This is a genomic window from Amycolatopsis orientalis DSM 40040 = KCTC 9412 (assembly GCF_000478275.1).
Lineage (GTDB): Bacteria > Actinomycetota > Actinomycetes > Mycobacteriales > Pseudonocardiaceae > Amycolatopsis > Amycolatopsis orientalis.
Window position 1 is genome coordinate 207,627 of sequence record NZ_ASJB01000043.1, and the last position, 23,072, is coordinate 230,698.

Consider the following 23,072-nt stretch of genomic DNA (forward strand, 5'->3'; position numbering starts at 1 on the left):
GGCCCCTTCGTCGCATGTCATGAGGGTAAAGCGTCCTTCAGTCCCCGCCCGGTGGACGGACCGGTGGACAGAGTGGGTTAGTGGGCGTTAACCTACGCGGGCAAGTTAACGACGGCTAACTTGGCGACGAGGAGCCATGGACACACCCGTACTGAGCACTTCCGCCGACCCGGGCAGCGACGAGTACGCCCGCAGCGTCACCTCCCACGCCGAGCTGGTCGAGGACCTGCGCAAGCGGCTCGCCGCGGCCCGGCTCGGGGGCACGGAGAAGTCCCGCGCCCGCCACGTCGAGCGGGGGAAACTCCTGCCGCGCGACCGGGTCGACACCCTCCTCGACCCGGGTTCGCCGTTCCTGGAGCTGTCCCCGCTGGCCGCCACCGGACTGTATGACGACGAAGCGCCCGCGGCCGGGATCATCACCGGAATCGGGCGGGTCTCGGGCCGCGAATGCGTGATCGTCGCGAACGACGCCACGGTCAAGGGCGGCACGTACTACCCGATGACGGTCAAGAAGCACCTGCGCGCCCAAGAGGTTGCGCTGCACAACAACCTGCCGTGCGTCTACCTGGTGGACTCCGGCGGCGCGTTCCTGCCGAGGCAGGACGAGGTCTTCCCGGATCGTGAACACTTCGGCCGGATCTTCTACAACCAGGCGACCATGTCCGCACGCGGCATCCCGCAGATCGCCGCCGTGCTCGGCTCCTGCACCGCGGGCGGCGCGTATGTCCCGGCGATGAGCGACGAAGCGGTCATCGTGCGCAATCAGGGCACGATCTTCCTGGGCGGCCCGCCGCTCGTGAAGGCCGCGACCGGCGAGGTCGTCACGGCCGAGGAACTCGGCGGCGGTGACGTGCACTCGCGTCAGTCCGGCGTCACCGACCACCTGGCCGACGACGACGCCGACGCGCTCCGCATTGTTCGCTCGATCGTGTCAACTTTGGGACCGCGTACGCCCCGCCCGTGGGACGTCCTCCCGACCGAGGAGCCTGCCGCCGACCCGAACGAGCTGTACGGCGTGGTCCCGACCGACCCGCGCGTGCCCTACGACGTCCGCGAGGTCATCGCCCGCATCGTCGACGGCAGCCGGTTCGGCGAGTTCAAGAAGGAGTACGGCTCGACGCTGGTCACCGGGTTCGCCCGGATCCACGGCCATCCCGTCGGCATCATCGCGAACAACGGTGTGCTGTTCGCCGAGTCCGCGATGAAGGGCGCGCATTTCATCGAACTGTGCGACAAGCGCTCGATCCCGTTGCTGTTCCTGCAGAACATCACCGGTTTCATGGTCGGCCGCGCCTACGAGGCGGGCGGCATCGCGAAGCACGGCGCGAAGATGGTCACCGCGGTGGCCTGCGCCCGGGTGCCGAAGCTGACCGTCGTCATCGGCGGTTCGTTCGGCGCGGGCAACTATTCGATGTGCGGCCGCGCGTACTCGCCCCGGTTCCTGTGGATGTGGCCGAACGCGCGCATCTCGGTGATGGGTGGCGAGCAGGCGGCGTCGGTCCTCTCGACGGTCCGCCGCGACGCCATCGAGGCCCGCGGCGGCGAATGGTCCACAGAGGACGAAGAGGCTTTCAAGGATCCGATCCGCGAGCAGTACGAGGCGCAGGGCAGCCCGTACTACTCGACGGCGCGGCTGTGGGACGACGGCGTGATCGACCCGGCGGACACCCGCAAGGTGCTCGGTCTCGCGCTCTCCGCGGCGGCCAACGCGCCTTTGTCCGATGTCAACTACGGCGTCTTCAGGATGTGAGCATGTTCGACACGGTTCTGGTCGCCAACCGCGGGGAGATCGCCGTCCGCGTGATCCGTTCACTGCGGGGGCTCGGCATCCGCTCGGTCGCGGTGTACAGCGACGCGGACGCCGACGCCAAGCACGTCCGCGAGGCGCATACGGCGGTCCGCATCGGCCCGGCCGAAGCGGCGAAAAGCTATCTGTCGATCCCGGCGATCGTCCAGGCGGCGCTCGACACGGGCGCGCAGGCGGTCCACCCAGGTTACGGTTTCCTCGCGGAGAACGCGGAATTCGCCCGCGCCTGCGCGGAAGCCGGGCTGGTCTTCATCGGGCCGCCGGTCGAGGCGATCGACGCCATGGGCGACAAGATCCGCGCCAAGGCGACGGTGTCCAAGGCCGGTGTCCCGGTCGTGCCCGGTGCGTCCGATGTGGACATTCCCGAAGGCGGATTCGCGGCTGCCGCGGAGAAGGTCGGGTTCCCGCTGCTGCTCAAGCCGTCCGCCGGTGGCGGCGGCAAGGGGATGCGGCTGGTGACCGCGCTGTCCGAACTGGACGACGCGGTGGAGTCCGCCCGCCGTGAGGCCAAGGGTTCCTTCGGCGACGACACCCTGCTGATGGAGCGGTTCGTCACCACGCCGAGGCATATCGAGATCCAGGTACTCGCCGACACCCACGGCAACGTGATCCACCTCGGTGAACGCGAGTGCAGCCTGCAGCGGCGGCACCAGAAGATCATCGAAGAGGCGCCGTCGGTGCTCCTCGACGAAGACACGCGCGCGAAGATGGGCGCGTCCGCCGTCGAAGCGGCGCGGTCGGTCGGCTACGTCGGCGCGGGCACGGTCGAATTCATCGTCTCGGCCACCGCGCCCGACGAGTTCTTCTTCATGGAGATGAACACGCGCCTGCAGGTCGAGCATCCGGTGACCGAGTTGGTGACCGGGCTCGACCTCGTCGAGTGGCAGGTCAAGATCGCGGCGGGCGACGTGCTCACGGTGTCGCAGGACGACGTCCGGCTCGACGGCCACGCCGTCGAAGCCCGGGTGTACGCCGAGGATCCCGCCCGTGGCTTCATCCCGACCGGCGGAACCGTCCTCGCGGTCCACGAACCGTCCGGCGAAGGCGTGCGCGTCGACTCGTGGATGAGCGAGGGCGCGGTCATCGGTTCGAACTACGACCCGATGCTGGCCAAGGTCATCGCCTGGGGACCGGACCGCGCGGCCGCGTTGCACCGGCTCGATCTGGCGCTCGCCGACACCGCGTTGCTCGGCCTCGGCACGAATGTCGCGTTCCTGCGCGGACTGCTCGCGGACGCCGATGTCCGGGACGGCAAGCTCGACACCGGGCTCGTCGACCGGCGACTGTCCACTTTGGTCTCCGAAGAGGTGCCGCCGGAGTTCTTCGTGGCCGCCGCGCTCGACAGGTTGCTTTCCCTGCAGCCGCATGGATCGGTCGTCGATCCCTGGGACGTTCCCGACGGCTGGCGGCTCGGCGCGTCCGGCGGGATCGACTTCGCGCTGAAGTCCGGCGGCTCCGAAGTCGTCGTCCGGGTGCAGGGCACCCCGGCGGACGCGCTCGTCAGTGTCGACGGCCGTGCCCCGGCGCGGGTTTCCGCGCGACGCGACGGCGATCTGCTCGAAGTCCGGCATCCCACCGGCTTCCACCGCTACCGGCACGCCGCCGGACGCGGGAAGACCGTCTGGCTCGCGCGGGACGGGCACAGCTTCGCGATCGGTGAGCGGGAAAGGCTGCGCTCGGCCGCCGGGGCCGCGGGCGGCGCCGGACCGGTCACCAGCCCGATGCCCGGCACCGTGCTCGTGGTCAAGGTCGCCGCCGGTGACGTCGTGAGCGCGGGGACGCCGCTCGTGGTCGTCGAGGCGATGAAGATGGAGCACACGATCACCGCGCCGATCGACGGCGTGGTCAGCGAACTCCCCGTCCGGGCGGGCCAACAGGTCGCGCTGGACGAGACGGTAGCCGTTGTGACACCCCAAAAGGATGACCAATGATCGACTTTCGGCTGGATGACGAGTACGAGGCGCTGCGCAAGACGGTCGAGGAGTTCGCGCGCTCCGAGGTCGCCCCGGTCATCGGCGACCTGTACGAGCGGGAGGAGTTCCCGTACGAGATCGTCGCGAAAATGGCCGAGATGGGCCTGTTCGGCCTGCCCTTCCCCGAAGAGTACGGCGGCATGGGCGGCGACTACTTCGCGCTGTGCCTGACGCTGGAGGAACTGGCGCGGGTCGACTCCTCGGTCGCGATCACCGTCGAGGCCGGGGTTTCCCTGGGCGCCATGCCGATCTACCGGTTCGGCACCGAGGAGCAGAAGGAGAAGTGGCTTCCCGAGCTGTGCGCGGGGACCGCTCTCGGCGCGTTCGGGCTCACCGAACCGGGCGGCGGCTCGGACGCGGGCGCCACCCGCACCCGCGCGAAGCTCGACGGCGACACCTGGGTGATCAACGGCAGCAAATCGTTCATCACCAACTCCGGTACCGACATCACGAAACTGGTCACGGTCACCGCCGTCACCGACGTGAAGGAGAACGGGCGCAAGGAGATCTCGGCGATCATCGTCCCGTCCGGCACGCCGGGCTTCGCGGTGGCGCCGAAGTACTCCAAGGTCGGCTGGAACTGCTCGGACACGCACGAGCTCTCGTTCGACGACGTCCGCGTCCCGGCGGAGAACCTGGTCGGCGAGCGGGGCCGGGGCTACGCCCAGTTCCTGTCCATTTTGGACGAAGGCCGGGTCGCGATCGCCGCGCTGAGCGTCGGTCTCGCGCAGGGCTGTGTCGACGAATGCCTGCGGTACGTCAAGGAACGCGAGGCGTTCGGGCACAAGATCGGCGAATACCAGGCGATCCAGTTCAAGATCGCCGACATGGAGGTGCGCACGCACACCGCGCGCCTGGCGTACTACGCGGCGGCGTCGAAGATGCTGCGCGGCGAGCCGTTCAAGAAGGAGGCGTCGATCGCGAAGCTGGTCGCGTCGAACGCGGCCATGGACAACTCGCGCGACGCGACGCAGATCTTCGGCGGGTACGGCTTCATGAACGAGTTCCCGGTGAGCCGGTTCTATCGGGACGCGAAGATCCTGGAGATCGGCGAAGGCACCTCCGAGGTGCAGCGGATGCTGATCGCGAGGCACCTCGGCGTCGCCTGACCCCCGCGTTCAGTCCTCTGGATGCGTGGGGTGGCCGGTCGCACTTGACCATGGCGATAACTATACCGGTATAGTTATCGTCATGGTCGAGTTGAAGTCCCCTGGTGAGCTGGACGCCATGCGCGAGTCCGGCCGGGTCGTGGCACAGGCGTTGCAAGCGGTGAAGAAGGCGTCGGCGATCGGCGTCGGCTTGAAGGAGCTGGACGAGGTCGCCGCGCAGGTGATCAGGGACGCCGGCGCGAAGCCGAACTTCCTGAACTACCGGCCGCACTCCGCGCCGACGCCGTTTCCCGGCGTGATCTGCGCGAGCGTCAACGACGCCGTCGTCCACGGCATCCCGTCGGACTACCGGCTGAACGACGGCGACCTGGTGAGCATCGACTGCGGCGCCTGCATCGACGGCTGGCACGGTGACGCGGCGATCAGCTACGTCGTCGGCACCGCCGACCCCGCCGACCTCGAACTCATCGCGACCACCGAGCGTGGCCTGGCCGCCGGGATCGCCGCCGCGCTGGCGGGCGGCAGGATGGGCGACATCTCCCACGCTGTCGGGACCGTCGGCCGCGAGGCCGGGTACGGCCTCCTCGAAAACCATGGCGGACACGGCATCGGGCGCGCGATGCACGAGGACCCGCATCTGCCGAACGAGGGCAGGCCGGGCCGCGGCATGCGGCTCAAGCCGGGGCTGGTGCTGGCGATCGAGCCGATGTACATCGCGGACGGCACCGACGAGTACCGGACCGCGGAAGACGGCTGGACACTGCACACCGCGAGTGGCTGCCGGGCCGCGCACGTCGAGCACACGGTCGCGATCACGACGGAAGGCCCGCGTGTCCTCACGATGTTGTAGAACGGAGAAATGAGCGATTTCGTCATCCGTCAGGGTGGTTCTGGGGACTTCCGAACGTTGCTGGACATGTTCGACGAGGTCGTCGCGTGGTTGGCCTCGCGCGGCAGTGAAGGGCAGTGGGGGAGCGAGCCGTGGTCCACGATCCCGAAGCGAGTCGAGCGGGTCCGCGGGATGGCCGACGGGCCGGGGCTGTACCTCGCCGAGATCGACGGCCAGGTGGCCGGGGCGATCATCCTCGGTGACCGTTTCCCGCATGTCTCGCCGGTCGACGAGCCGGAGATCTACATCGGCCTGCTGCTGACCTCGCGCCGGTTCACCGGTCACCGGGTCGGCTCGCGGCTCATCGAGTTCGCGCTGGCCGAGGCGCGGGAACGCGGCATCGGGCTGGTGCGGGTCGACTGCTGGGCCGGTGGCGACGGCGACCTGCAGCGCTACTACGAGAGTCAGGGCTTCAAGCCGACGGAACGCTTCGACGTCAACGGCTGGATCGGGCAGGTGTTCGAGCAGCGGCCCTAGGACTGGCGTCGTCGCGGCTTCGGGTGCACCATAGTTGACACATCGCCAACAGTGCCCCGGACAGTGAAGTCACAGAGGAGCCCAGCATGGCCAAGCGTGAACGTTCCCTGGCAGGCAAGGTCGTCGTGATCACCGGAGCGGCGCAGGGCATCGGAGCCGCCACCGCGACGGCGCTGTCCCGGCTCGGCGCCAAGGTGGTCATCGGCGACCTGGACCAGGTCCTCGCCGAGAAGACCGCGGCCGAACTGGGCGCGGAGGCGCTGCCGCTCGATGTCACCGACACCCAGGGCTTCACCGAGTTCCTCGACGAGGTCGAGCGGCGCGTCGGCCCGATCGACGTGCTGATCAACAACGCGGGCATCATGCCGCTCGCGCCGCTCGAAGAAGAGGACGACGCCGCCACCCGGCGCCTGCTCGAGATCAATCTGCACGCGGTCATCCATGGCACCAGGGAAGCGGTCAAACGGATGCGCCCGCGTGGCACCGGCCACATCGTGAACATCGCGTCGATGGCCGGGAAGGCCGGTTTCCCCGGTGCGGCCACCTACTGCGCCACGAAGCACGCGGTCGTCGGTTTGTCGGAATCGGTGCATCTGGAGCTGCGGGGGACGGGGGTCCTGGTCTCGTGCGTGATGCCCGCCGTCGTGCGCACGGAACTGGCCAGCGGACTCGGCGAGGCGAAGTTCTTCAAGTCGGTCGGGCCGGAAGATGTGGCGCAGGCCATTGCCGATGCGTTGCGCCGTCCCAAATTCGACGTCTTCGTTCCCGGATCGCTGGACGCCATGGGCAGGATCACACGGCTGCTGCCGAGGCGGGTCGGCGAGGGGCTGGTCCGCGCGCTCGGTGGCGACCGGATTCTGGCCTCGGCAACGCATTCCAGTGCTCGCGCGGACTACGAATCGCGGGCCGCGCGCAGTGCCCCGGCGGCGGAGAAGGAGCCCGGTTCTTAACTCGGACGGCCTAGCGACCGTCCGAAGTGGACGGCCTGGAACGGCGACGGTGTTGAGTCGTGCGCCCGTAGGCGGCAAGATTGCGTCTTACCGCGTTCATCCCTCCAGGAGGCACCTCATGGCAACACCCCCGGCACGGCTCGCCGCCGCCGCGTCGAACGTCGTCGGGAAGGTGCTGCACGGTGGGGTCGCCGATCTCCGCCCGGTGCCGCGCGTCCTGATCGACCAGGGCCCCAACCGGTCGGTGTACCGGCTGACGAACGGCAAGGCCCCGGCCTCCGGCCCGCCGGTGCTGCTGGTGCCGCCGCTGGCCGCGCCCGCGCTGTGCTTCGACCTGCGCCGCGGGTGCAGCCTTGCCGAGCATCTGGTCGACGGCGGCCGCAACACCTACCTGGTCGACTACGGGAACGTCGCCTTCTCCGACCGGCGCCTCGGCATCGAGCACTGGATCGAGGAGGTGCTCCCGCGGGCGATCCGGAAGGTCAGCGAGGACTCCGGCGGCCAGGGTGTGCACGTCATCGCCTGGTGCCTCGGCGGGATCTTCTCCCTGCTGACCGCCGCCGACCAGCCCGAGCTGCCGATCGAGTCGATCGCGACCATCGCGTCGCCGTTCGACTTCACCGCGATCCCGCTGATCGCGCCGTTCCGCCCGCTGGTTGACCTCACCGGCGGCCACCTGCTGACCCCGATCTACCGCGTGCTCGGCGGCGCACCGTCCTATTTGGTCAGCCGCGTCTTCCGCGCGACCGGGATCAGTAAAGAGATCACCAAACCGTTGGCGATCCTGAAGAATCTCGACGACCGGGACTATCTGGCGCAGATCGAGGCCGTCGACCACTTCATGGACAACATGATCGCCTACCCCGGCCGGACCTTCGGGCAGATCTACCACCGGTTCTTCCGCGCCAACGACCTCGCCGAGGGCACAGTGGACCTCAACGGCCGCATCATCGCGCTGTCCGGCGTCAAGGTGCCGACCCTGGTCATCGCCGGGCAGAACGACACCATCGCGCCGCGCGGTGCCGTCGAGCGGCTCACCGGGCTGCTGGACAACGCGCCGTCGGTCACCTTCGAGACGGCGCCCGGCGGGCACCTGGGTGTCCTCACCGGCCGGAAGGCGCGCGGGACCACGTGGCGCTACCTCGACCGCTTCCTCGACGAGCAGGTCGCCTGAGCCTTATTTGAGGGTCTTCTGAAGACAAGTGTCCGGCTTGGGTCGTTTGTGCGGTTTCGCGAGGTGGTCGTGAGTGGCAAGGAGCGTTAGAACGCTCTTTACCACTCACGACCCCGGTCAGGAACGTGCGTCTCGTGAGGGAGTCCCACGTAGGTCGCCAAGTAGTGAAGGCATCCTTCGCTACCTTGAGGGTAGGGAAGGGGACCTTCACGGCATCGAGTCGATCACGCCACGTTTGCCTTACCTCTCAAAAACACTCAGCCGGCGAGTTCGTCGCCCTTGTCAGGTTCGCGCGGCGTCGTCATCGCGCTGCGCAACGACTGGCGCGGCGCGATCAGGTCGACCATTTCGGTGATCTGACGCCAGGCGTCGGTGATCTCGGCGGTCGCGCGGTCACGTTGCAGGACGATCGTGGACAGCATCAGCGCCGTCAGCCCGACGACCGCGTCGAACGCCTGGACCAGCAGCATCCTGGTCACCAGTTCGTAGCCGCCGTACGGCCCGAGGCCGCGTGCAGCGGCGAAGATCGTGAAGGCGCAGACGCAGAGGGAGCACAGCAGCGCCCCCGCCTGCCGGAAACGCAGCGCCGCCCAGATCAGCACCGGGAACACGACGAACAGCTTGGGCGGGCTGGTCCCGGCGAGGATCGACACGCCGATCGTGCCGACGCCGAGCGCGGCCGCTTCCGCCCAGCGGGCAAGGGAAATCCGGCTCGGCCGCTGGAATCTCTGTGCGAGCAGCAACAGGGGAGTGATGGTGAGGACGCCCATCGCGTCGCCGGTCCACCAGACCAGCGCGGTCGGCCAGAAGTCGGCGGCCGCGAGCCCGCCCCCGGTGACCAGCGCGCCGGTGCCGATCAAGGCGCTGATCGCCGTACCCCCGATCGCGCCGACGACGACCAGCAGCACGACGTCCGGGAGCCTGTCGAGCTGAGGCCGGAACCCGCGCCGTCGCATCAGGTGGTAGCCCAGGAGCGGACCGAGGGTGTTCCCCGCGGAGATCACCACGACCACGAGCAGCGAAGGCCCGAGGGTGATGTTCGTCAGGAGCGCGCCGAAGGTGATCCCCGGCCAGAACCGCGGCCCGAGCAGGATCGGCACCGCCAGCGCGACCCCGGCCGCCGGCCACAGCGGCGAGATCTGCTCCCGCACGATCGCCCACTGGATGCCGATCTGGCCGGTGGCGAAGTAGCAGGCCGTGACGCTGAGGACGATGAGGCACCAGTGTGTGACGGGCGAGAGCTGTCGAGCGGAGAGTCTCATCGCGACTCCGGCCTTGGCGGGCAGGGAAAACTAGAAGAGTACCCCTGCCGGGCCCGTCACGAGGGTCGCCGGATGGTGTTGTCGTGGTCGCGGAGTCTGTTGGTGATAAACGAAAAGCGTGCCGGTGCGGACGCCGTGTGCAGCTGCACGGGACCCCTCACGTGTGTCATGAGGGGTCCCCATAGGACCGAAATCGCCCTATGGGGACCCCTTATGACACTTCACGCGCTACTTGAGCTCCGCGCTCGTCTTGCCCAGGATCCGGCGCGCCACGATCAGCTGCTGGATCTGTTGCGTGCCTTCGAAGATGTCCAGGATCTTCGCGTCCCGGCTCCACTTCTCCAGCAGTGATTCCTCGGTGTAGCCCAGGGTTCCGGCGAGTTCGACGCATTTCAGCGTGATCTCGACGACCGAGCGGCCGGCCTTCGCCTTGGCCATCGAGGCCTGCAGCGAGTTCGGCTTGCGGTTGTCGGCCATCCACGCCGACTCCATGGTCAGCAGGTACGCCGCTTCGTAGTCGGCCTCCAGTTGCAGGAACGTGGCGGCCGCGGCGTGCTGGCTGTGGACGGGCTTGTCGTAGTCGATGGTCACCCCGGCGTCGGTGAGGATCTTCCGGGTCTCCTCCAAGGCCGCGCGGGCGACGCCGATCGCCATGGCGGCGACCAGCGGGCGGGTGTTGTCGAAGGTCTGCATGACCCCGGCGAAACCCTTGGCGGTGTCGATCTCCGGTGTGCCGAGGAGGTTCTCCTTGGGCACGCGGACGTTTTCGAACCGCAGCACGGCGGTGTCGGAGGCGCGGATGCCGAGTTTGTGCTCGACGCGCACCACCTCGAAGCCGGGCGTGCCCTTCTCGACGACGAACGACTTGATCGCCGCGCGGCCCTTCGACTTGTCGAGGGTGGCCCAGACGACGACGGCGTCGGCGCGTTCACCGGCGGTCACGAAGATCTTCTCGCCGTTGATCACGTACTCGTCGCCGTCGAGGCGCGCGGTCGCGGTGATCGCGGCCGAGTCCGAGCCGCAGTCCGGTTCGGTGATCGCCATCGCGGCCCACAGCCCGGAGAACTTCTTGAGCTGTTCGTCCGTGGCGACCGAGCCGATGGCGGCGTTGCCGAGGCCCTGGCGCGGCATCGACAGCAGCAGACCGACGTCGCCCCAGCACATCTCGATCGTGCCGAGCACGATGTTGAGGTTGGAACCGTTGCGGTTGCCCGGTTTCTCGTTCTTCTCGGACCGGCGGACGCCCGCCGCGCCCGCGCCGCCCTCACCGGAGGAGTTCAGCCCGTCCAGCAACGCGGCGAACATGTCGAGTTCGGCCGGGTAGGTGTGTTCCGCGCGGTCGTATTTGCGCGAGATCGGCCGGAACACCTCGGCCGCGGCCTGGTACGCCTGGTTGATCAGGGTGCCGGCCTTCTTCGGAACCTCAAGGTTGATCATGATTGCCTTTCGCAAGTCCTAGAGAAGGACGGCGCCTTCCATCACGCCGATGGCACGGAGGTCGCGGTACCAGCGTTCGACCGGATGTTCCTTGACGAACCCGTGCCCGCCGAGCAGCTGCACCCCGGCGCTGCCGATCTGCATTCCCTTGTCGGTGGCCAGTTTCCGGGCCAGCGCGACCTCGCGGGCGTACGGCTTGCCCTGTTCGGCGCGGGCGGCGGCGCGCAGCGCGACCAGCCGCAGTCCCTCCAGTTCGATGGCGATGTCGGCCACCGAGAACGCGACGGCCTGGCGGTGGCTCACCGGTTCGCCGAACGCCTTGCGCTCGTTGACATAGGGCACCACGTAGTCGAGGACGGCCTTGGCGGTCCCGGCGGCCAGAGCGGCCCAGCCGAGCCGCGACAGCCGGACGACCTCGGTGAAGACCTCGGCCTTGCCGCCGCCGAGCAGCGCTCCGGCGGGCAGGGCGACCTTCTCCAGATGCAGTTTCCCGGTCGCCGCGCCGCGCAGGCCCATCGCCGGTTCGGACTCGATGGTGACACCGGAGTTCGACGACTCGACGAGGAACAGCGCCGGGCCGCGCCCTTCGAGGTCGGCTGACACGATGAACAGTTCGGCGTCCGCGGCCCTCGGGACGAGCGACTTCACGCCGTCGAGCTGGTAGCCCTTCGGAGTGCGCCGGGCCTTGGTGGCGGGCTTGAACGGGTCGAACAGCGCCGTGCGTTCCTGCAGCGCCAGCGCCGCGGCCGGGACGTTCTCGCCGACGAACGCGGGCAGGTAGTCCGCCTGCTGCTGCTCGTCGCCGTAGGACACCAGCGCGGTGCTGACCGCGGACGGCGCGAGCACGGCGACCGCGAGGCCGAGGTCGCCGTGCGCGAGGGCCTCGGCGACCAGCGCGTTCGTGACGACCGACCGCTCGGTGCCGACGCCGCCCAGCTCCTCGGGGATGCCGACGAGCGTGATCCCGAGTTCGGCGGCGCGGCTCAGCAGGCCTTCGGGCGCCTGGAGTTTCGCGTCGGCGTCGGCCGCGGCGGGCCGCAGCTGCTCGGCCGCGAACTCCGTCACGGTCTCGACGATGAGCTGCTGATCCTCACTCGGGGTGAGATCGAACAGCCCCGTGTCCTCCGCCGGCGCGAGCCGCGCGGGCTTGCCGAGCCGCTGGGCGGACTTGAACGTCCTTCCCGCCGCCCCGGCGACCCGGAAGCCGTTCCGCGTCCCGGCGCTGACCAGGTTCTGCACGGGCTTCCGCAGTCCTGCCCGTTCAATGACCTTGCTCCCGGCCAGCCGGGTGAGCGCGGACAGGCCAAGGCCCATCGCGTCTCGTTTCCTAGGCGCACCCACGGTGAGTCTCCCTGCCTCGCTTACCTACTCACGAGTAGGTTAACTCTCCTCGGGCGGAAGCGCCACCACGGGGGAGGCGAACGTCACGCTGGTGAGTGATTTCGATGGTGGTGGGGGCCCGGATTACTCACGGCGCGCCGGCTTTCGCGACGTCATCGGATCTGCGCGGCGGCGGGGCCTGGGTCGCCTCGTGAGTGGTAATGACGGTTAGAACCGTCATTACCACTCACGAGGCGCAGGCAGCTTCTTCAGCCGTGTCCGCTCGAAGGTCACCAGCCCCACCGTCGCCAGGGCCACGACGCCGATCAGGGCGATCGCGGGTACCAGTTCCAGCAACGGCGTCGCGGCCAGCAGGACCACCGCGAGCACCAGCCGCTGGATGTTCCACGCGCCCAGGTTGCGGCGCCGCAGCCCGCTCAACGCGATCAGGTACAGCGCGAGCCCGCCGGTGAGCGCCCAGATCGGCGTGCCGTGCAGGCCGTCGGAGAGGCTGTGGTTCACCGTGTCGGACACGTACAGCAGCGTCTTCTTCAGCCCCAGCGCCACGAGCACGATCCCGGCGATGAGCGGGAGGTGCAGGAACGTGTAGGTGTCCGTCCCGATCTGGACCCGCTCCACGCCTTCCGCGCGTTTGAGGTTGCGCTCGGAAATGTGCGCGACGACGGCGAAGTACATCCACCACATCGCCGAAGCCAGGGTGAGCCCGAAGACGGCGGCGAGCGTGATCGGCCAGGACATCGGATACGAGCTGATCCCGATGCCGATCGCCACGATCGACTCGCCGAGCGCGATGATCACGATCAGCCCGAACCGCTCGGCGAAATGGCCGGGCTGGTGCAGCCGCCAGTCCGAAGAGCGCGTCCGGAAGACGTTGACGTAGTCCGCGAGCAGGGCGGCGGCCCAGATGCCGAGCTGCACCCAGCCGGAGAAGAAGGCCGCGACGGTCAGGAGCGCGACGCTCGGGAGCAGGCCGACGAACATCTTCAGCACGGTCTTGCGCAGCTCCGGATCGTTCCGCCCGGCCCCGAGGTAGGCGATCAGGTGCAGCAGCCGCACGACGAAGTAGCAGCCGACGAACATCAGCGGCGCGTACAGGCCGCCGGGCAGGTCGGTGAACGCCTCCGGGATGGTCAGCGAGACCAGGAACATCGTCCCCATCGCGGCGAACATCGCCAGCTGGGTGAGGCCGCGGTCGACGTGCAGGGTGTTGGCCAGCCAGGCGTAGGCGCACCAGCACCACCACAGCACGGCGATCATGGCCACCCCCTGCCCGATGCCGAGCGGGCTGAGGTGATCGGCCATCAGCTGCGTGGTCTGGGTGATGGCGTAGACGAAGACCAGGTCGAAAAAGAGTTCCAGCGTGGTGACCTTGTGGTCTTCTTCCCGGGTCACCAGATGCAGGCCGCGTTTCGTGGGCACGCGCACATCGTGCCCTTCGCGCCTTTGCGGCACACGCGAGTTTGCCGAGAGCTGACTTTCAGACGCCCAGCACCGCGTGCATCAGCGTCGTCAGCTCGGCCTCGATGTTCGGGCGGCCGTTGACCCGCCGGGTGCGCGCGAGGTCGTTCGCGATGGTCAGCGCCGCGTGCACGGTGATCTTCACTTCGCGCAGGCTCAGCTCCGGGCGGACTTCCGACGTCAGCGCGATCCAGCGCGCGACGTAGTCCCGCTGGACCCTGATCAGATCCGCCTTGTCCCGTTCCGGCAGCTCCATCGGACTGCCGGAGAAGGACACCAGCAGTTCGGGCGTGTGCAGCAGGGTGTGCACATAGGACGCCGCCAGCCTGCGGAGCGCGTCGCGTTCGTCGTCGGTCCGCAAGGCGCGTTCCGCGGCGAGCGCGAGCCTGTCGGCCGCCCGGTGCCCGATCGCCACCATCAGCGCGGCCTTGCTGGGGAAGTGCCGGTACACGCTCGGACCGGCGATCCCGGCCGCCGCGCCGATCTCCTCCATGCTCACCGCGCGGAAGCCGCGCTGGCCGAACAACTCGGTCGCGGCCGCGAGGAGCTGCTCGCGGCGGGACGGCTCACCGAGCGCGATCGACGGCGTGTCTTCCGGCGGTTCGGCGGGTTCGGGCAGTGTGACATGCAGCACCGCCTCCGCCAGCTGCACGAGGATCTGCGCGAAGCGTTTCTTCGCCACGGACGTGTGATGGACCGACACGCTGCCGAAGACGCTCAGGCCCGCCCAGCACAGCAGCTCGGCGTCGTCGGGGGTCAGTTCGGGGCGCAGCGCGAGGAGTGCCTTGGACCACGCCGCTAGTACCGCGCCCGAGCGGCGGCGGATCTCCCGGCGGCCCTCCCGGGGCAGGTGCCTGCCCTCCCAGCGCCACAGCGCGGCGACCTCACGCCGCTCCACGGCCTGGGCGGCGAGGGTGTCCAACAGGGCCTTGACCTGGGCGGGAACGGGGCGATCGAGGTCGGCGAGGGTCTCGGTGGTCGCCGCCTCCATCTCGTCGATGCCCGAGAGCACGACATAGGACAGCACCGCTTGTTTGTCCGCGAAATGCCGGTACAGGGCGGGCCCGGTGATCCCCGCCGCGGCGGCGATGTCGTTGATCCCGACGCCGTGGAACCCGCGGGCGCGGAACAGCTCCGCGGCGAGGCCGGCCAGCTGGGCCTTGCGGTCGCGCGGTCGGGCCTGGCGCTCGGTCGGGTGATCCATAGGTGAACACACGATAGCGCCGGTTGCGTGGATCGCAACCCATTGACACCATGGGGTTATCGCGGTTTATGTTAATCCCCATTAGCATGGCTACCGGCCGGTACGACCCGGCTGTGTCCATCCCTGATACAGCGCCGTACTGCGGAGGAGTTTTTCTGTGAGTAGCGAGGCCTACATCTACGAGGCGATCCGTACGCCTCGCGGCAAGAACAAGGGCGGTGCCCTCCACGGCACCAAGCCGGTCGATCTCGTGGTCGGCCTCATCGAGGAACTGAAGGTCCGGCACCCGAACCTCGACCCCGCCGTGATCGACGACATCGTTCTCGGCGTCGTATCCCCGGTCGGCGAGCAGGGCGCCGTGATCGCGCGCACCGCCGCGCTGAACGCGGGCCTGCCGCAGTCGGTCGCCGGCGTCCAGCTGAACCGCTTCTGCGCCTCCGGCCTCGAAGCCACCAACACGGCCGCGCAGAAGGTCCGCTCCGGCTGGGACCAGCTGATCATCGCGGGCGGTGTCGAGTCGATGTCGCGCGTGCCGATGGGTTCCGACGGCGGCGCGCTGTTCATGGACCCGGCCACCGCCTACGACAACTACATCGTCCCGCAAGGCACCGGCGCCGACCTGATCGCGACCATCGAGGGCTTCTCCCGCGAGGACGTCGACGCGTGGGCCGTGCGTTCGCAGGAGAAGGCCGAAGCGGCCTGGTCCGGCGGCTACTTCGCGAAGTCCGTCGTCCCGGTGAAGGACATCAACGGCGTCACGATCCTCGACCACGACGAGCACCGTCGCCCGGGTAGCACCATCGAGGGCCTCGGCAAGCTCAAGCCCGCCTTCGCCGGCATCGGCGAGCTGGGCGGCTTCGACGCCGTCGCGCTGCAGAAGTACCACTCGGTCGAGAAGATCAACCACGTCCACACCGGCGGCAACTCCTCCGGCATCGTCGACGGCGCCGCGGTGGTCCTGGTCGGCAACGAGCAGATCGGCAAGGACTTCGGCCTGACCCCGCGCGCCCGCATCGTGGCGACCGCGACCGTCGGCTCCGAGCCCACGATCATGCTCACCGGCCCGACCCCGGCCACCGAGAAGGTCCTCAAGCTCGCCGGTCTCACCCCGGACGACATCGACCTGTGGGAGCTGAACGAGGCCTTCGCCTCGGTCGTCCTCAAGTGGATCAAGGACCTGCACCTCGACGAGGAGAAGGTCAACGTCAACGGCGGCGCCATCGCGATGGGTCACCCGCTGGGCGCCACCGGCGCGATGCTGGTCGGCACCGTCGTCGACGAGCTGGAGCGCCGTCAGGCGCGCCGCGCCCTGGTCACCCTGTGCATCGGCGGCGGCATGGGCGTCGCGACCATCATCGAGCGGGTCTGAGGAAGAGACAATGACTGAAGCGAAGACCATCCGCTGGGAGCAGGACGCCGACGGCATCGTCGTGCTCACCCTGGACGACCCGAAGCAGTCCGCCAACACGATGAACGCCGACTTCCGTGAGTCGCTCGGCGTGGTCGTGGACCGCCTGGAGGCGGAGAAGGACAGCATCACCGGTGTCGTCCTCACCTCGGCCAAGAAGACCTTCTTCGCCGGTGGCGACCTCAACGACCTGATCAAGGCGAAGCCGGAGAACGCGGCCGAGCTCACCGAGGGCAGCGCCCTGATGAAGAGCCAGATGCGCCGGCTCGAGCAGCTGGGCAAGCCGGTCGTGGCCGCCATCAACGGCGCCGCGCTCGGCGGCGGGCTCGAACTCGCGCTCGCGACGCACCACCGCATCGCGGCCGACGTCAAGGGCAGCCAGATCGGCCTCCCCGAGGTCACCCTCGGCCTGCTCCCCGGCGGCGGTGGCGTCGTCCGCACCGTGCGGCTGCTGGGCATCCAGAGCGCCTTGCTGAACGTCCTGCTGCAGGGCCAGCGCCACCGTCCGGCCAAGGCCAAGGAACTCGGCCTCGTGCACGAGCTCGTCGGCACCGTCGAGGAACTGGTCCCGGCCGCGAAGGCGTGGATCAAGGCCAACCCCGAGGGCGGCGTGCAGCCGTGGGACGTCAAGGGGTACAAGATCCCGGGCGGCACCCCGTCGAACCCGAGCTTCGCGGCGAACCTGCCCGCGTTCCCGGCGAACCTGCGCAAGCAGATCAAGGGCGCGAACATGCCGGCCCCGCGGGCGATCCTGGCCGCGGCGATCGAGGGCGCGCAGGTCGACTTCGACACCGCGATCACCGTCGAGACCCGCTACTTCGTGCACCTCGCCACCGGCCAGGTGTCGAAGAACATGACGAAGGCGTTCTTCTTCGACCTGCAGAGCATCAACTCCGGTGGCTCGCGGCCGGAAGGCTTCGAGAAGTACACGGCCAAGAAGGTCGGCGTCATCGGCGCGGGCATGATGGGCGCCGCGATCGCGTACGTCTCGGCGAAGGCCGGTATCGACGTCGTGCTCAAGGACGTCACCCTCGAAGGCGCCGAAAAGGGCAAGGGCTACGCGGTCAAGCTGGAGGAGAAGGCCCTCTCCCGCGGCAAGACCACGCAGGAGAAGTCCGACGCGCTGCTCGCCAAGATCAAGCCGACCGACAAGGCGGAGGACTTCGCCGGCGTCGACTTCGTGATCGAGGCCGTCTTCGAGAGCGTCGAGCTGAAGCACAAGGTCTTCCAGGAGATCGAAGGTTTCGTCAACCCGGACGCCGTGCTGGGCTCGAACACCTCGACCCTGCCGATCACCTCGCTGGCCGAGGGCGTGCAGCGGACCGAGGACTTCATCGGGATCCACTTCTTCTCGCCGGTCGACAAGATGCCGCTGGTCGAGATCATCTGCGGTGAGAAGACCTCGCCCGCCACGCTGGCGAAGGTCTTCGACTACACCCTGCAGATCAAGAAGACCCCGATCGTCGTCAACGACAGCCGCGGCTTCTTCACCTCGCGCGTCATCGGCACCTTCATCAACGAGGCCGTCGCCGCGCTGGGCGAGGGTGTCGAGCCCGCGTCGATCGAGCAGGCCGGTTCGCAGGCCGGGTACCCGGCCCCGCCGCTGCAGCTGATGGACGAGCTGACCCTGACGCTGCCGCGCAAGATCCGCAAGGAGACGCGCGAAGCGATCGAGGCGGCCGGTGGTACCTGGAACGCGCACGCGTCCGAGGGCGTCATCGACCGGATGGTGGAGGAGTTCGACCGCAAGGGCCGCTCCACCGGATCGGGCTTCTACGACTACGACGAGAACGGCAAGCGGGCCGGTCTGTGGCCGGGTCTGCGCGAGGCGTTCAAGTCGGGCAGCGCCGAGGTCCCGTTCGAGGACCTCAAGGAGCGCATGCTGTTCGCCGAGGCGCTCGAGACCGTGAAGTGCTTCGACGAGGGCGTGCTCACCACCGTCGCCGACGCCAACATCGGCTCGATCTTCGGCATCGGTTTCCCGGCGTGGACCGGTGGTGTCATCCAGTACATCAACCAGTACGAGGGTGGCCTGCAGGGCTTCGTCGACCGCGCGCGTCAGCTGGCGGAGCGTTACGGCGACCACTTCACCCCGCCCGCGTCGCTGGTCGAGAAGGCCGCGAAGGGCGAGATCTACGAGTAAACGGCCCCATCTGGGTCCGTCCAGTACGTGAAGGCCCCCTTCACTGCGTCTCACGCGGTGAAGGGGGCCTTCGTGCGTCCGGGAGCAGGGACCTGATTGACAAAAGAGATTTTTACGTTCAAACTTGTTTTTGTGATCGAGGGTGAGGTGCCGTGAAGGACGTCGAGTACCTGGAGCGGATGGACCAGGCGGAGGCGTTGCTGAAACCGCAGCGGGTGGACGTTCTGCGGCAACTGGCGGAGCCGCGGTCCTGCACCGAGGTCGCCGCAGTGCTGGACCAGACCCCGCAGCGGGTCTACTACCACGTGAAACGCCTGGTGGACGCCGGGCTCGTGAAGCAGGTGTCGGAGCGGAAGGTGCGCGCCGTCAGTGAGGGCGTGTACCAGGCGACAGCGCGTTCGTACTGGTTGTCGCCCGCTCTGGTCGGCCGGATCGGCCCACGGGCGGCGCGGGACGAGTTGAGCCTCGGCTACCTGGTGGACCTCATGGAGGAGGTCCAGTCCGACGTCGCCGCGCTCGACCGGACCGCGCCGGAACTGCCGTCGATCGGCGTCTCCGGCGAGATCCGGGTGGAACCGGAGCGGCGCCAGGAATTCCTCGACGAACTGAAGACGACTTTGCAGGACCTGTTCACCCGCTACGGCGGAGCGGAAGGCGACGCCTTCAAGCTCGCCGTGGCCTGTTACCCGAAGGGAGATGCCCGTGACTGAACCGACGAGGTTCCGGGTGCGCGTGCGTGCGCCGATCGACGAGGTCTGGCGTGCGCTGACCGAGGCCGAAGCTCTGCGGACGTGGCTTTCCGAGTACGCGGAAGTCGAACTGCCGTCCCGGTACGAGTTCTGGGGCCGCTACACGCCGGAAGGCGATCGTCCGCGACAACGACTGTTGCTGGCCGAGGACAACGTCCTGCGGTTCGCCTGGACGGTCGAGGGGAAGGAGACGGTCGTCGAGATCGCGCTGACGGAAGACGGGGACACGACCGCCCTGTCGTTCAGCCAGACCGGTTTGCCGGACTTCGACGCGCTGCTCGCCGACCCGGATTCGCCGCTCGGGATGATGCACACGTTCTGGGCGCTGTCCGTGACGAACCTGGTCGACCACGTCGAAGGCCGCTCGCTCACCGCCCGCTGCGACCTGACTTCTCCCCGGATGAGCGAAGAAGTACTGATCGACGCGCCGCGAGGCGAGGTCTACGCCTCGATCGCCGACCCCGGCGTGTTCACCCGCTGGTTCGGCGCCCGGATCGAGGCGGAGGTCGAGGTCGGCGGCCGGTGGGCGATGGGTTCGCTGGAGCAGGATCCCGCCCCGGCGAAGATCGTCGATCTGATACCCGGCTCCAGGATGTCGCTCGCGTACGAGCACGGTGTCGTCACCTCCTGGGAACTCGAAGACTCCGGCGGGGGAACGAAGCTGACCTTTGTCCAAAGTGGATTTTCCGAGGAGAAGCCGCCCTACGGCTCGTGGATGGGCTGGCTCAGCGGCGTGGCCGAACTGCGCCGGTTCCACGAGATCGACGACTGGGTTCCTTTGTGGACCGAAGTCCACCTGGAAGGAATGCCCGAAGGTCTCATCGCACTCGACGGTAAGTAGGAGGATCAGATGTTGCTCGAAGGCAGGAACGCGATCATCTACGGGGCGGCGGGAGGAATCGGGAGCGCGGTGGCCCGCGGGTTCGCCAGAGAGGGCGCGACGGTCCATCTCACCGGCCGCACACTCAAGAAGCTCGACGAACTGGCGGACGAAATCCGTGCCACGGGCGGGAAAGCGGAGACGGCGGAGTTCGACGCGCTCGACGAAACGGCCATCGACGAGCATGCCGCCGCGGTGGCCTCTTCGGCGGGTAGTGTCGACGTCTCGATGAACGTGATCACGCACAACGACGTCCAGGGCACTCCGCTGGTCGAGATGTCGTTGGCGGACTTCGAAAGCCCGGTCCGGACGGCGGTGCGGACGAACTTCCTGACCGCGCGGGCGGCCGCCCGGCACATGATCGGGCAGGGCTCCGGGGTGATCCTGATGTTCGGCGGTGACGGTGATCCGCTGCCGGGGTATCACCTCGGCGGGCTGCAGGTCGCGTTCAGCGCGATGGAAGCGTTGCGCCGGGGGCTGGCGTGCGAACTCGGCCCGCACGGTATCCGGGTCGTGACCCTGCGCACCGGCGGGATCCCGGAGACGATCCCGGCGGACGCCGGACTCGAAGACGCCATCCGCGACATGACCGAGTCGACGATGCTCAAGCGAACGGCGTCACTGGACGACGTCGCCCGTGTCGCCGCGTTCGCCGCATCGGATCATGCGCGCAGCATGACGGCGACGGCGCTGAACATCAGTTGCGGCACGATGGTCGACTGACCCTCTGGCAGCCGTAACACCGGCTGACGATCTCCCGACTACGCGGCACTACCAAGTGCCGGGGAGGTCGTCTTGCCGAAGAGAACGATGAAGCTGGGCATGGCCCTGGCGATAGGAATTCTCGTCGCCGGTGGCTGTGGCGTGGAGACCGCGCCCACCGGGAAGGTGGGCTCGCCGAGCAGCACCGTCCGGACGTCGCCGTCACCGACCAGCAGCTCGGCGCCACCCACGTCGGTGCCCACCCCCGAGCCACTCGTCCAGTCCACCCCGACCTCGGTCGAGGTATCCACACCGGTTCAGCCGCTGCCGACGACGCGTCCGAAGACGACGCCCACGGCGAAGGCGCCGGACCTGACGGAGTGCGGAAGCGACTATTACCGCAATACCGACGGCGTTTGTGTCCACCGGCCGGCGACCGGCCCGGGCGCGCCCGACGGCGCGACCGCTCTTTGCAAGGACGGTTCCTATAGCTACAGCCAGAATCGCCGGGGCACCTGCTCGGGTCATGGTGGGGTCCGCACCTGGCTGTGATCCCGTCGGTCAGAGGTTCACGAGGGAGGGAGGTGCTGTGTAAGGTCGGATCATGGGATGGCGCATGGTGAATCCGGCAGGCCGGGCACCTTCGCCCCGGCTCTTCGTCGTCGTGCTCGCCACCTGCGGTCTGGTGGCCTCGTTCATGCAGACGCTCGTCGTCCCGCTCATCCCGGCGTTTCCCCGGTTGCTCGACACGACTCCGGCTGACGCGTCGTGGGTGGTGACGGCGACCCTCATCGCCGGAGCCGTGGTGATGCCGGTGAGCGGCAGGCTCGGCGATCTCTACGGCAAGCGCCGGTTGTTGTTGATCAGCCTGGGTTTCCTGGTCGCCGGTTCGGTGGTGTCCGCGCTGACCAGTTCGCTCGCGCTGATGGTCGTCGGCCGCGGGCTGCAGGGCTGCGCGATGGGCGCGATCCCGCTCGGCATCAGCATCATGCGCGACGAACTCGCGCCCGAACGTGTCGGTGCCGCGATCTCCGTGATGAGTTCGACGCTCGGCGTCGGCGGGGCGATCGGACTCCCGGTGTCGGCGCTGGTCGCGCAGAACGCCGACTGGCACGTCCTCTTCTGGGCGTCGGCGGGGCTCGGGCTGGTCTGCGGCCTGCTGATCCTGTTCGTGATCCCGGAGTCGCCGCTGAAGACACCCGCGCCGTTCGACTACCTCGGCGCACTCGGGTTGACGGCCGGGCTGGTCTGCCTGCTGTTGCCGATCGTCAAGGGCAGCGAATGGGGCTGGGGAAGCGTCCGCACGCTCGGCTTCGCCGGTGTCGCGGTGGCGATCCTGCTGGTCTGGGGCCTCTACCAGCTCCGGCGCCGCGATCCGCTGGTGGACCTGCGGGTCTCCGCACGGCGGCCGGTGCTGTTCACCAACCTCGCGTCGATCATGATCGGGTTCGCGCTGTACTCGCTGGCGTTGTCGTTCCCGCAGCTGCTGCAGGCTCCGGCCTCGACCGGGTACGGACTCGGACTGACGATGGTGCAGGCCGGGCTCTGCCTGGCGCCGAACGGCGTGGTCATGTTCATGTTGTCGCCGGTTTCGGCGCGGCTCATCGAGCGCTACGGCCCGCGTACGACGCTGATGACCGGGGCGGCCACCATCGCGGCCGGGTACCTCTTCGCGACGGTGCTGATGGACAACGCCTTCGAGCTGATCGTGGCGTCGATCATCATCGGCGGTGGGGTCGGCATCGCCTACGCGGCCATGCCCGCGCTGATCATGGGCTCGGTGCCGGTCACCGAAACCGCGTCCGCGAACGGGCTGAACTCGCTGATGCGGTCCGTCGGCACGTCGACGTCCAGTGCGGTGATGGCGACCATGCTCGCCTCACTGGCGATCACCGTCGGCGGGGTCTCCGTCCCGTCCGCGACCGGATTCCGGCTGAGCTTCGTGGTCGCCGCCGGCGCGGCGCTCCTCGGTCTCGTCTTGACCGCTTTCGTCCCGAAACAGCGCCAACCCGAACCCCTGGTCGCTTCGGCCCACTAACCCCCGCGCGCCAGGAAAGGTCCTTTCCTAGCAAAATTTGCTAGGAAAGGACCTTTCCTGGCGCGCTACCC

20 protein-coding genes are annotated in these 23,072 nt (G+C 68.4%); 14 read left to right on the forward strand and 6 right to left on the reverse strand.

The annotated features are described in order from the left end of the window. Positions 1-136 precede the first annotated feature (136 nt). From L324_RS12845 to L324_RS12875, 7 genes are all read left to right on the forward strand, one after another. Positions 137-1,750 carry a carboxyl transferase domain-containing protein gene (locus tag L324_RS12845; RefSeq protein ID WP_037306684.1) on the forward strand — a complete coding sequence of 538 codons (1,614 nt, stop codon included), beginning with the start codon at positions 137-139 and terminating at the stop codon, positions 1,748-1,750. A gap of 2 nt (positions 1,751-1,752) precedes the next feature. Beyond that, positions 1,753-3,738: an ATP-binding protein gene (locus L324_RS12850; RefSeq protein WP_037306686.1), complete on the forward strand. Its 1,986-nt coding sequence runs from the start codon at positions 1,753-1,755 to the stop codon at positions 3,736-3,738. Further along, positions 3,735-4,889: an acyl-CoA dehydrogenase family protein gene (locus tag L324_RS12855; RefSeq protein WP_037306689.1), complete on the forward strand. Its 1,155-nt coding sequence runs from the start codon at positions 3,735-3,737 to the stop codon at positions 4,887-4,889. Before L324_RS12850 ends, L324_RS12855 begins: the two co-directional genes overlap by 4 nt. Positions 4,890-4,971: 82 nt before the next feature. Then, complete coding sequence (gene map, locus L324_RS12860) at positions 4,972-5,739, forward strand: type I methionyl aminopeptidase (protein ID WP_037306691.1); 768 nt, start codon at positions 4,972-4,974, stop codon at positions 5,737-5,739. Positions 5,740-5,748: 9 nt separating this feature from the next. Next, positions 5,749-6,255, forward strand: a complete 507-nt coding sequence (locus tag L324_RS12865) for a GNAT family N-acetyltransferase (RefSeq protein ID WP_037306693.1) — start codon at positions 5,749-5,751, stop codon at positions 6,253-6,255. Positions 6,256-6,341: 86 nt separating this feature from the next. Further along, positions 6,342-7,205, forward strand: a complete 864-nt coding sequence (locus L324_RS12870) for an SDR family oxidoreductase (protein WP_037306695.1) — start codon at positions 6,342-6,344, stop codon at positions 7,203-7,205. A 118-nt stretch (positions 7,206-7,323) separates the two neighbouring features. Then, entirely contained in the window at positions 7,324-8,379 is a 1,056-nt protein-coding gene (locus tag L324_RS12875) for an alpha/beta fold hydrolase (protein ID WP_037306698.1), read from the forward strand. A 257-nt stretch (positions 8,380-8,636) separates the two neighbouring features. Here the strand turns inward: L324_RS12875 and L324_RS12880 are convergent, their stop codons facing one another. The 5 genes from L324_RS12880 to L324_RS12900 all read right to left on the reverse strand — a co-directional run bounded on the left by L324_RS12880 (position 8,637) and on the right by L324_RS12900 (position 15,081). Then, complete coding sequence (locus L324_RS12880) at positions 8,637-9,641, reverse strand: MASE1 domain-containing protein (RefSeq protein WP_037306700.1); 1,005 nt, start codon at positions 9,639-9,641, stop codon at positions 8,637-8,639. Positions 9,642-9,869: 228 nt separating this feature from the next. Next, positions 9,870-11,078, reverse strand: a complete 1,209-nt coding sequence (locus tag L324_RS12885; protein ID WP_037306702.1) for an acyl-CoA dehydrogenase family protein — start codon at positions 11,076-11,078, stop codon at positions 9,870-9,872. An 18-nt stretch (positions 11,079-11,096) separates the two neighbouring features. Continuing rightward, a complete protein-coding gene (locus L324_RS12890) occupies positions 11,097-12,392 on the reverse strand; it encodes an acyl-CoA dehydrogenase family protein (RefSeq protein ID WP_037306704.1) in 1,296 nt (431 codons plus the stop codon). A 246-nt stretch (positions 12,393-12,638) separates the two neighbouring features. Next, positions 12,639-13,844: a low temperature requirement protein A gene (locus L324_RS12895; RefSeq protein WP_152546814.1), complete on the reverse strand. Its 1,206-nt coding sequence runs from the start codon at positions 13,842-13,844 to the stop codon at positions 12,639-12,641. Positions 13,845-13,896: 52 nt separating this feature from the next. Beyond that, on the reverse strand, positions 13,897-15,081 hold the full coding sequence (locus tag L324_RS12900; RefSeq protein WP_037306708.1) for a TetR/AcrR family transcriptional regulator: 1,185 nt from the start codon (positions 15,079-15,081) through the stop codon (positions 13,897-13,899). A 157-nt stretch (positions 15,082-15,238) separates the two neighbouring features. Between L324_RS12900 and L324_RS12905 the strand changes: the two genes are divergently transcribed. From L324_RS12905 to L324_RS12925, 5 genes are all read left to right on the forward strand, one after another. Then, the gene (locus tag L324_RS12905) at positions 15,239-16,450 is read left to right on the forward strand and encodes an acetyl-CoA C-acetyltransferase (RefSeq protein ID WP_037306710.1); all 1,212 of its coding nucleotides are present in this window, start codon (positions 15,239-15,241) and stop codon (positions 16,448-16,450) included. A 10-nt stretch (positions 16,451-16,460) separates the two neighbouring features. Next, on the forward strand, positions 16,461-18,632 hold the full coding sequence (locus L324_RS12910) for a 3-hydroxyacyl-CoA dehydrogenase NAD-binding domain-containing protein (protein WP_037306712.1): 2,172 nt from the start codon (positions 16,461-16,463) through the stop codon (positions 18,630-18,632). A gap of 152 nt (positions 18,633-18,784) precedes the next feature. Beyond that, on the forward strand, positions 18,785-19,342 hold the full coding sequence (locus tag L324_RS12915) for a helix-turn-helix domain-containing protein (RefSeq protein ID WP_037306714.1): 558 nt from the start codon (positions 18,785-18,787) through the stop codon (positions 19,340-19,342). Then, entirely contained in the window at positions 19,329-20,222 is an 894-nt protein-coding gene (locus tag L324_RS12920) for an SRPBCC family protein (RefSeq protein WP_173426370.1), read from the forward strand. The genes L324_RS12915 and L324_RS12920 overlap by 14 nt, the downstream gene beginning before the upstream one ends. 9 nt (positions 20,223-20,231) lie before the next feature. Continuing rightward, the gene (locus L324_RS12925) at positions 20,232-20,984 is read left to right on the forward strand and encodes an SDR family NAD(P)-dependent oxidoreductase (protein WP_037306716.1); all 753 of its coding nucleotides are present in this window, start codon (positions 20,232-20,234) and stop codon (positions 20,982-20,984) included. Positions 20,985-21,022: 38 nt separating this feature from the next. Here the strand turns inward: L324_RS12925 and L324_RS44010 are convergent, their stop codons facing one another. Then, entirely contained in the window at positions 21,023-21,274 is a 252-nt protein-coding gene (locus L324_RS44010) for a hypothetical protein (protein ID WP_037306718.1), read from the reverse strand. Between L324_RS44010 and L324_RS41580 the strand changes: the two genes are divergently transcribed. Then, the gene (locus tag L324_RS41580; RefSeq protein ID WP_328286150.1) at positions 21,219-21,515 is read left to right on the forward strand and encodes a DUF3761 domain-containing protein; all 297 of its coding nucleotides are present in this window, start codon (positions 21,219-21,221) and stop codon (positions 21,513-21,515) included. The two genes, L324_RS44010 and L324_RS41580, sit on opposite strands and share 56 nt — an antisense overlap. 52 nt (positions 21,516-21,567) lie before the next feature. Then, entirely contained in the window at positions 21,568-23,001 is a 1,434-nt protein-coding gene (locus tag L324_RS12935; protein ID WP_081736309.1) for an MFS transporter, read from the forward strand. The last annotated feature ends 71 nt before the right edge of the window (positions 23,002-23,072 follow it).

Bases quoted from the DNA above. Each gene is read 5' to 3' on its own strand.
- L324_RS12845 (WP_037306684.1), top strand. From the start codon at position 137: ATGGACACACCCGTACTGAGCACTTCCGCCGACCCGGGCAGCGACGAG.
- L324_RS12850 (WP_037306686.1), top strand. From the start codon at position 1,753: ATGTTCGACACGGTTCTGGTCGCCAACCGCGGGGAGATCGCCGTCCGC.
- L324_RS12855 (WP_037306689.1), top strand. From the start codon at position 3,735: ATGATCGACTTTCGGCTGGATGACGAGTACGAGGCGCTGCGCAAGACG.
- map (WP_037306691.1), top strand. From the start codon at position 4,972: ATGGTCGAGTTGAAGTCCCCTGGTGAGCTGGACGCCATGCGCGAGTCC.
- L324_RS12865 (WP_037306693.1), top strand. From the start codon at position 5,749: ATGAGCGATTTCGTCATCCGTCAGGGTGGTTCTGGGGACTTCCGAACG.
- L324_RS12870 (WP_037306695.1), top strand. From the start codon at position 6,342: ATGGCCAAGCGTGAACGTTCCCTGGCAGGCAAGGTCGTCGTGATCACC.
- L324_RS12875 (WP_037306698.1), top strand. From the start codon at position 7,324: ATGGCAACACCCCCGGCACGGCTCGCCGCCGCCGCGTCGAACGTCGTC.
- L324_RS12880 (WP_037306700.1), bottom strand. From the start codon at position 9,641: ATGAGACTCTCCGCTCGACAGCTCTCGCCCGTCACACACTGGTGCCTC.
- L324_RS12885 (WP_037306702.1), bottom strand. From the start codon at position 11,078: ATGATCAACCTTGAGGTTCCGAAGAAGGCCGGCACCCTGATCAACCAG.
- L324_RS12890 (WP_037306704.1), bottom strand. From the start codon at position 12,392: ATGGGCCTTGGCCTGTCCGCGCTCACCCGGCTGGCCGGGAGCAAGGTC.
- L324_RS12900 (WP_037306708.1), bottom strand. From the start codon at position 15,081: ATGGATCACCCGACCGAGCGCCAGGCCCGACCGCGCGACCGCAAGGCC.
- L324_RS12910 (WP_037306712.1), top strand. From the start codon at position 16,461: ATGACTGAAGCGAAGACCATCCGCTGGGAGCAGGACGCCGACGGCATC.
- L324_RS12920 (WP_173426370.1), top strand. From the start codon at position 19,329: ATGCCCGTGACTGAACCGACGAGGTTCCGGGTGCGCGTGCGTGCGCCG.
- L324_RS12925 (WP_037306716.1), top strand. From the start codon at position 20,232: ATGTTGCTCGAAGGCAGGAACGCGATCATCTACGGGGCGGCGGGAGGA.
- L324_RS12935 (WP_081736309.1), top strand. From the start codon at position 21,568: ATGGGATGGCGCATGGTGAATCCGGCAGGCCGGGCACCTTCGCCCCGG.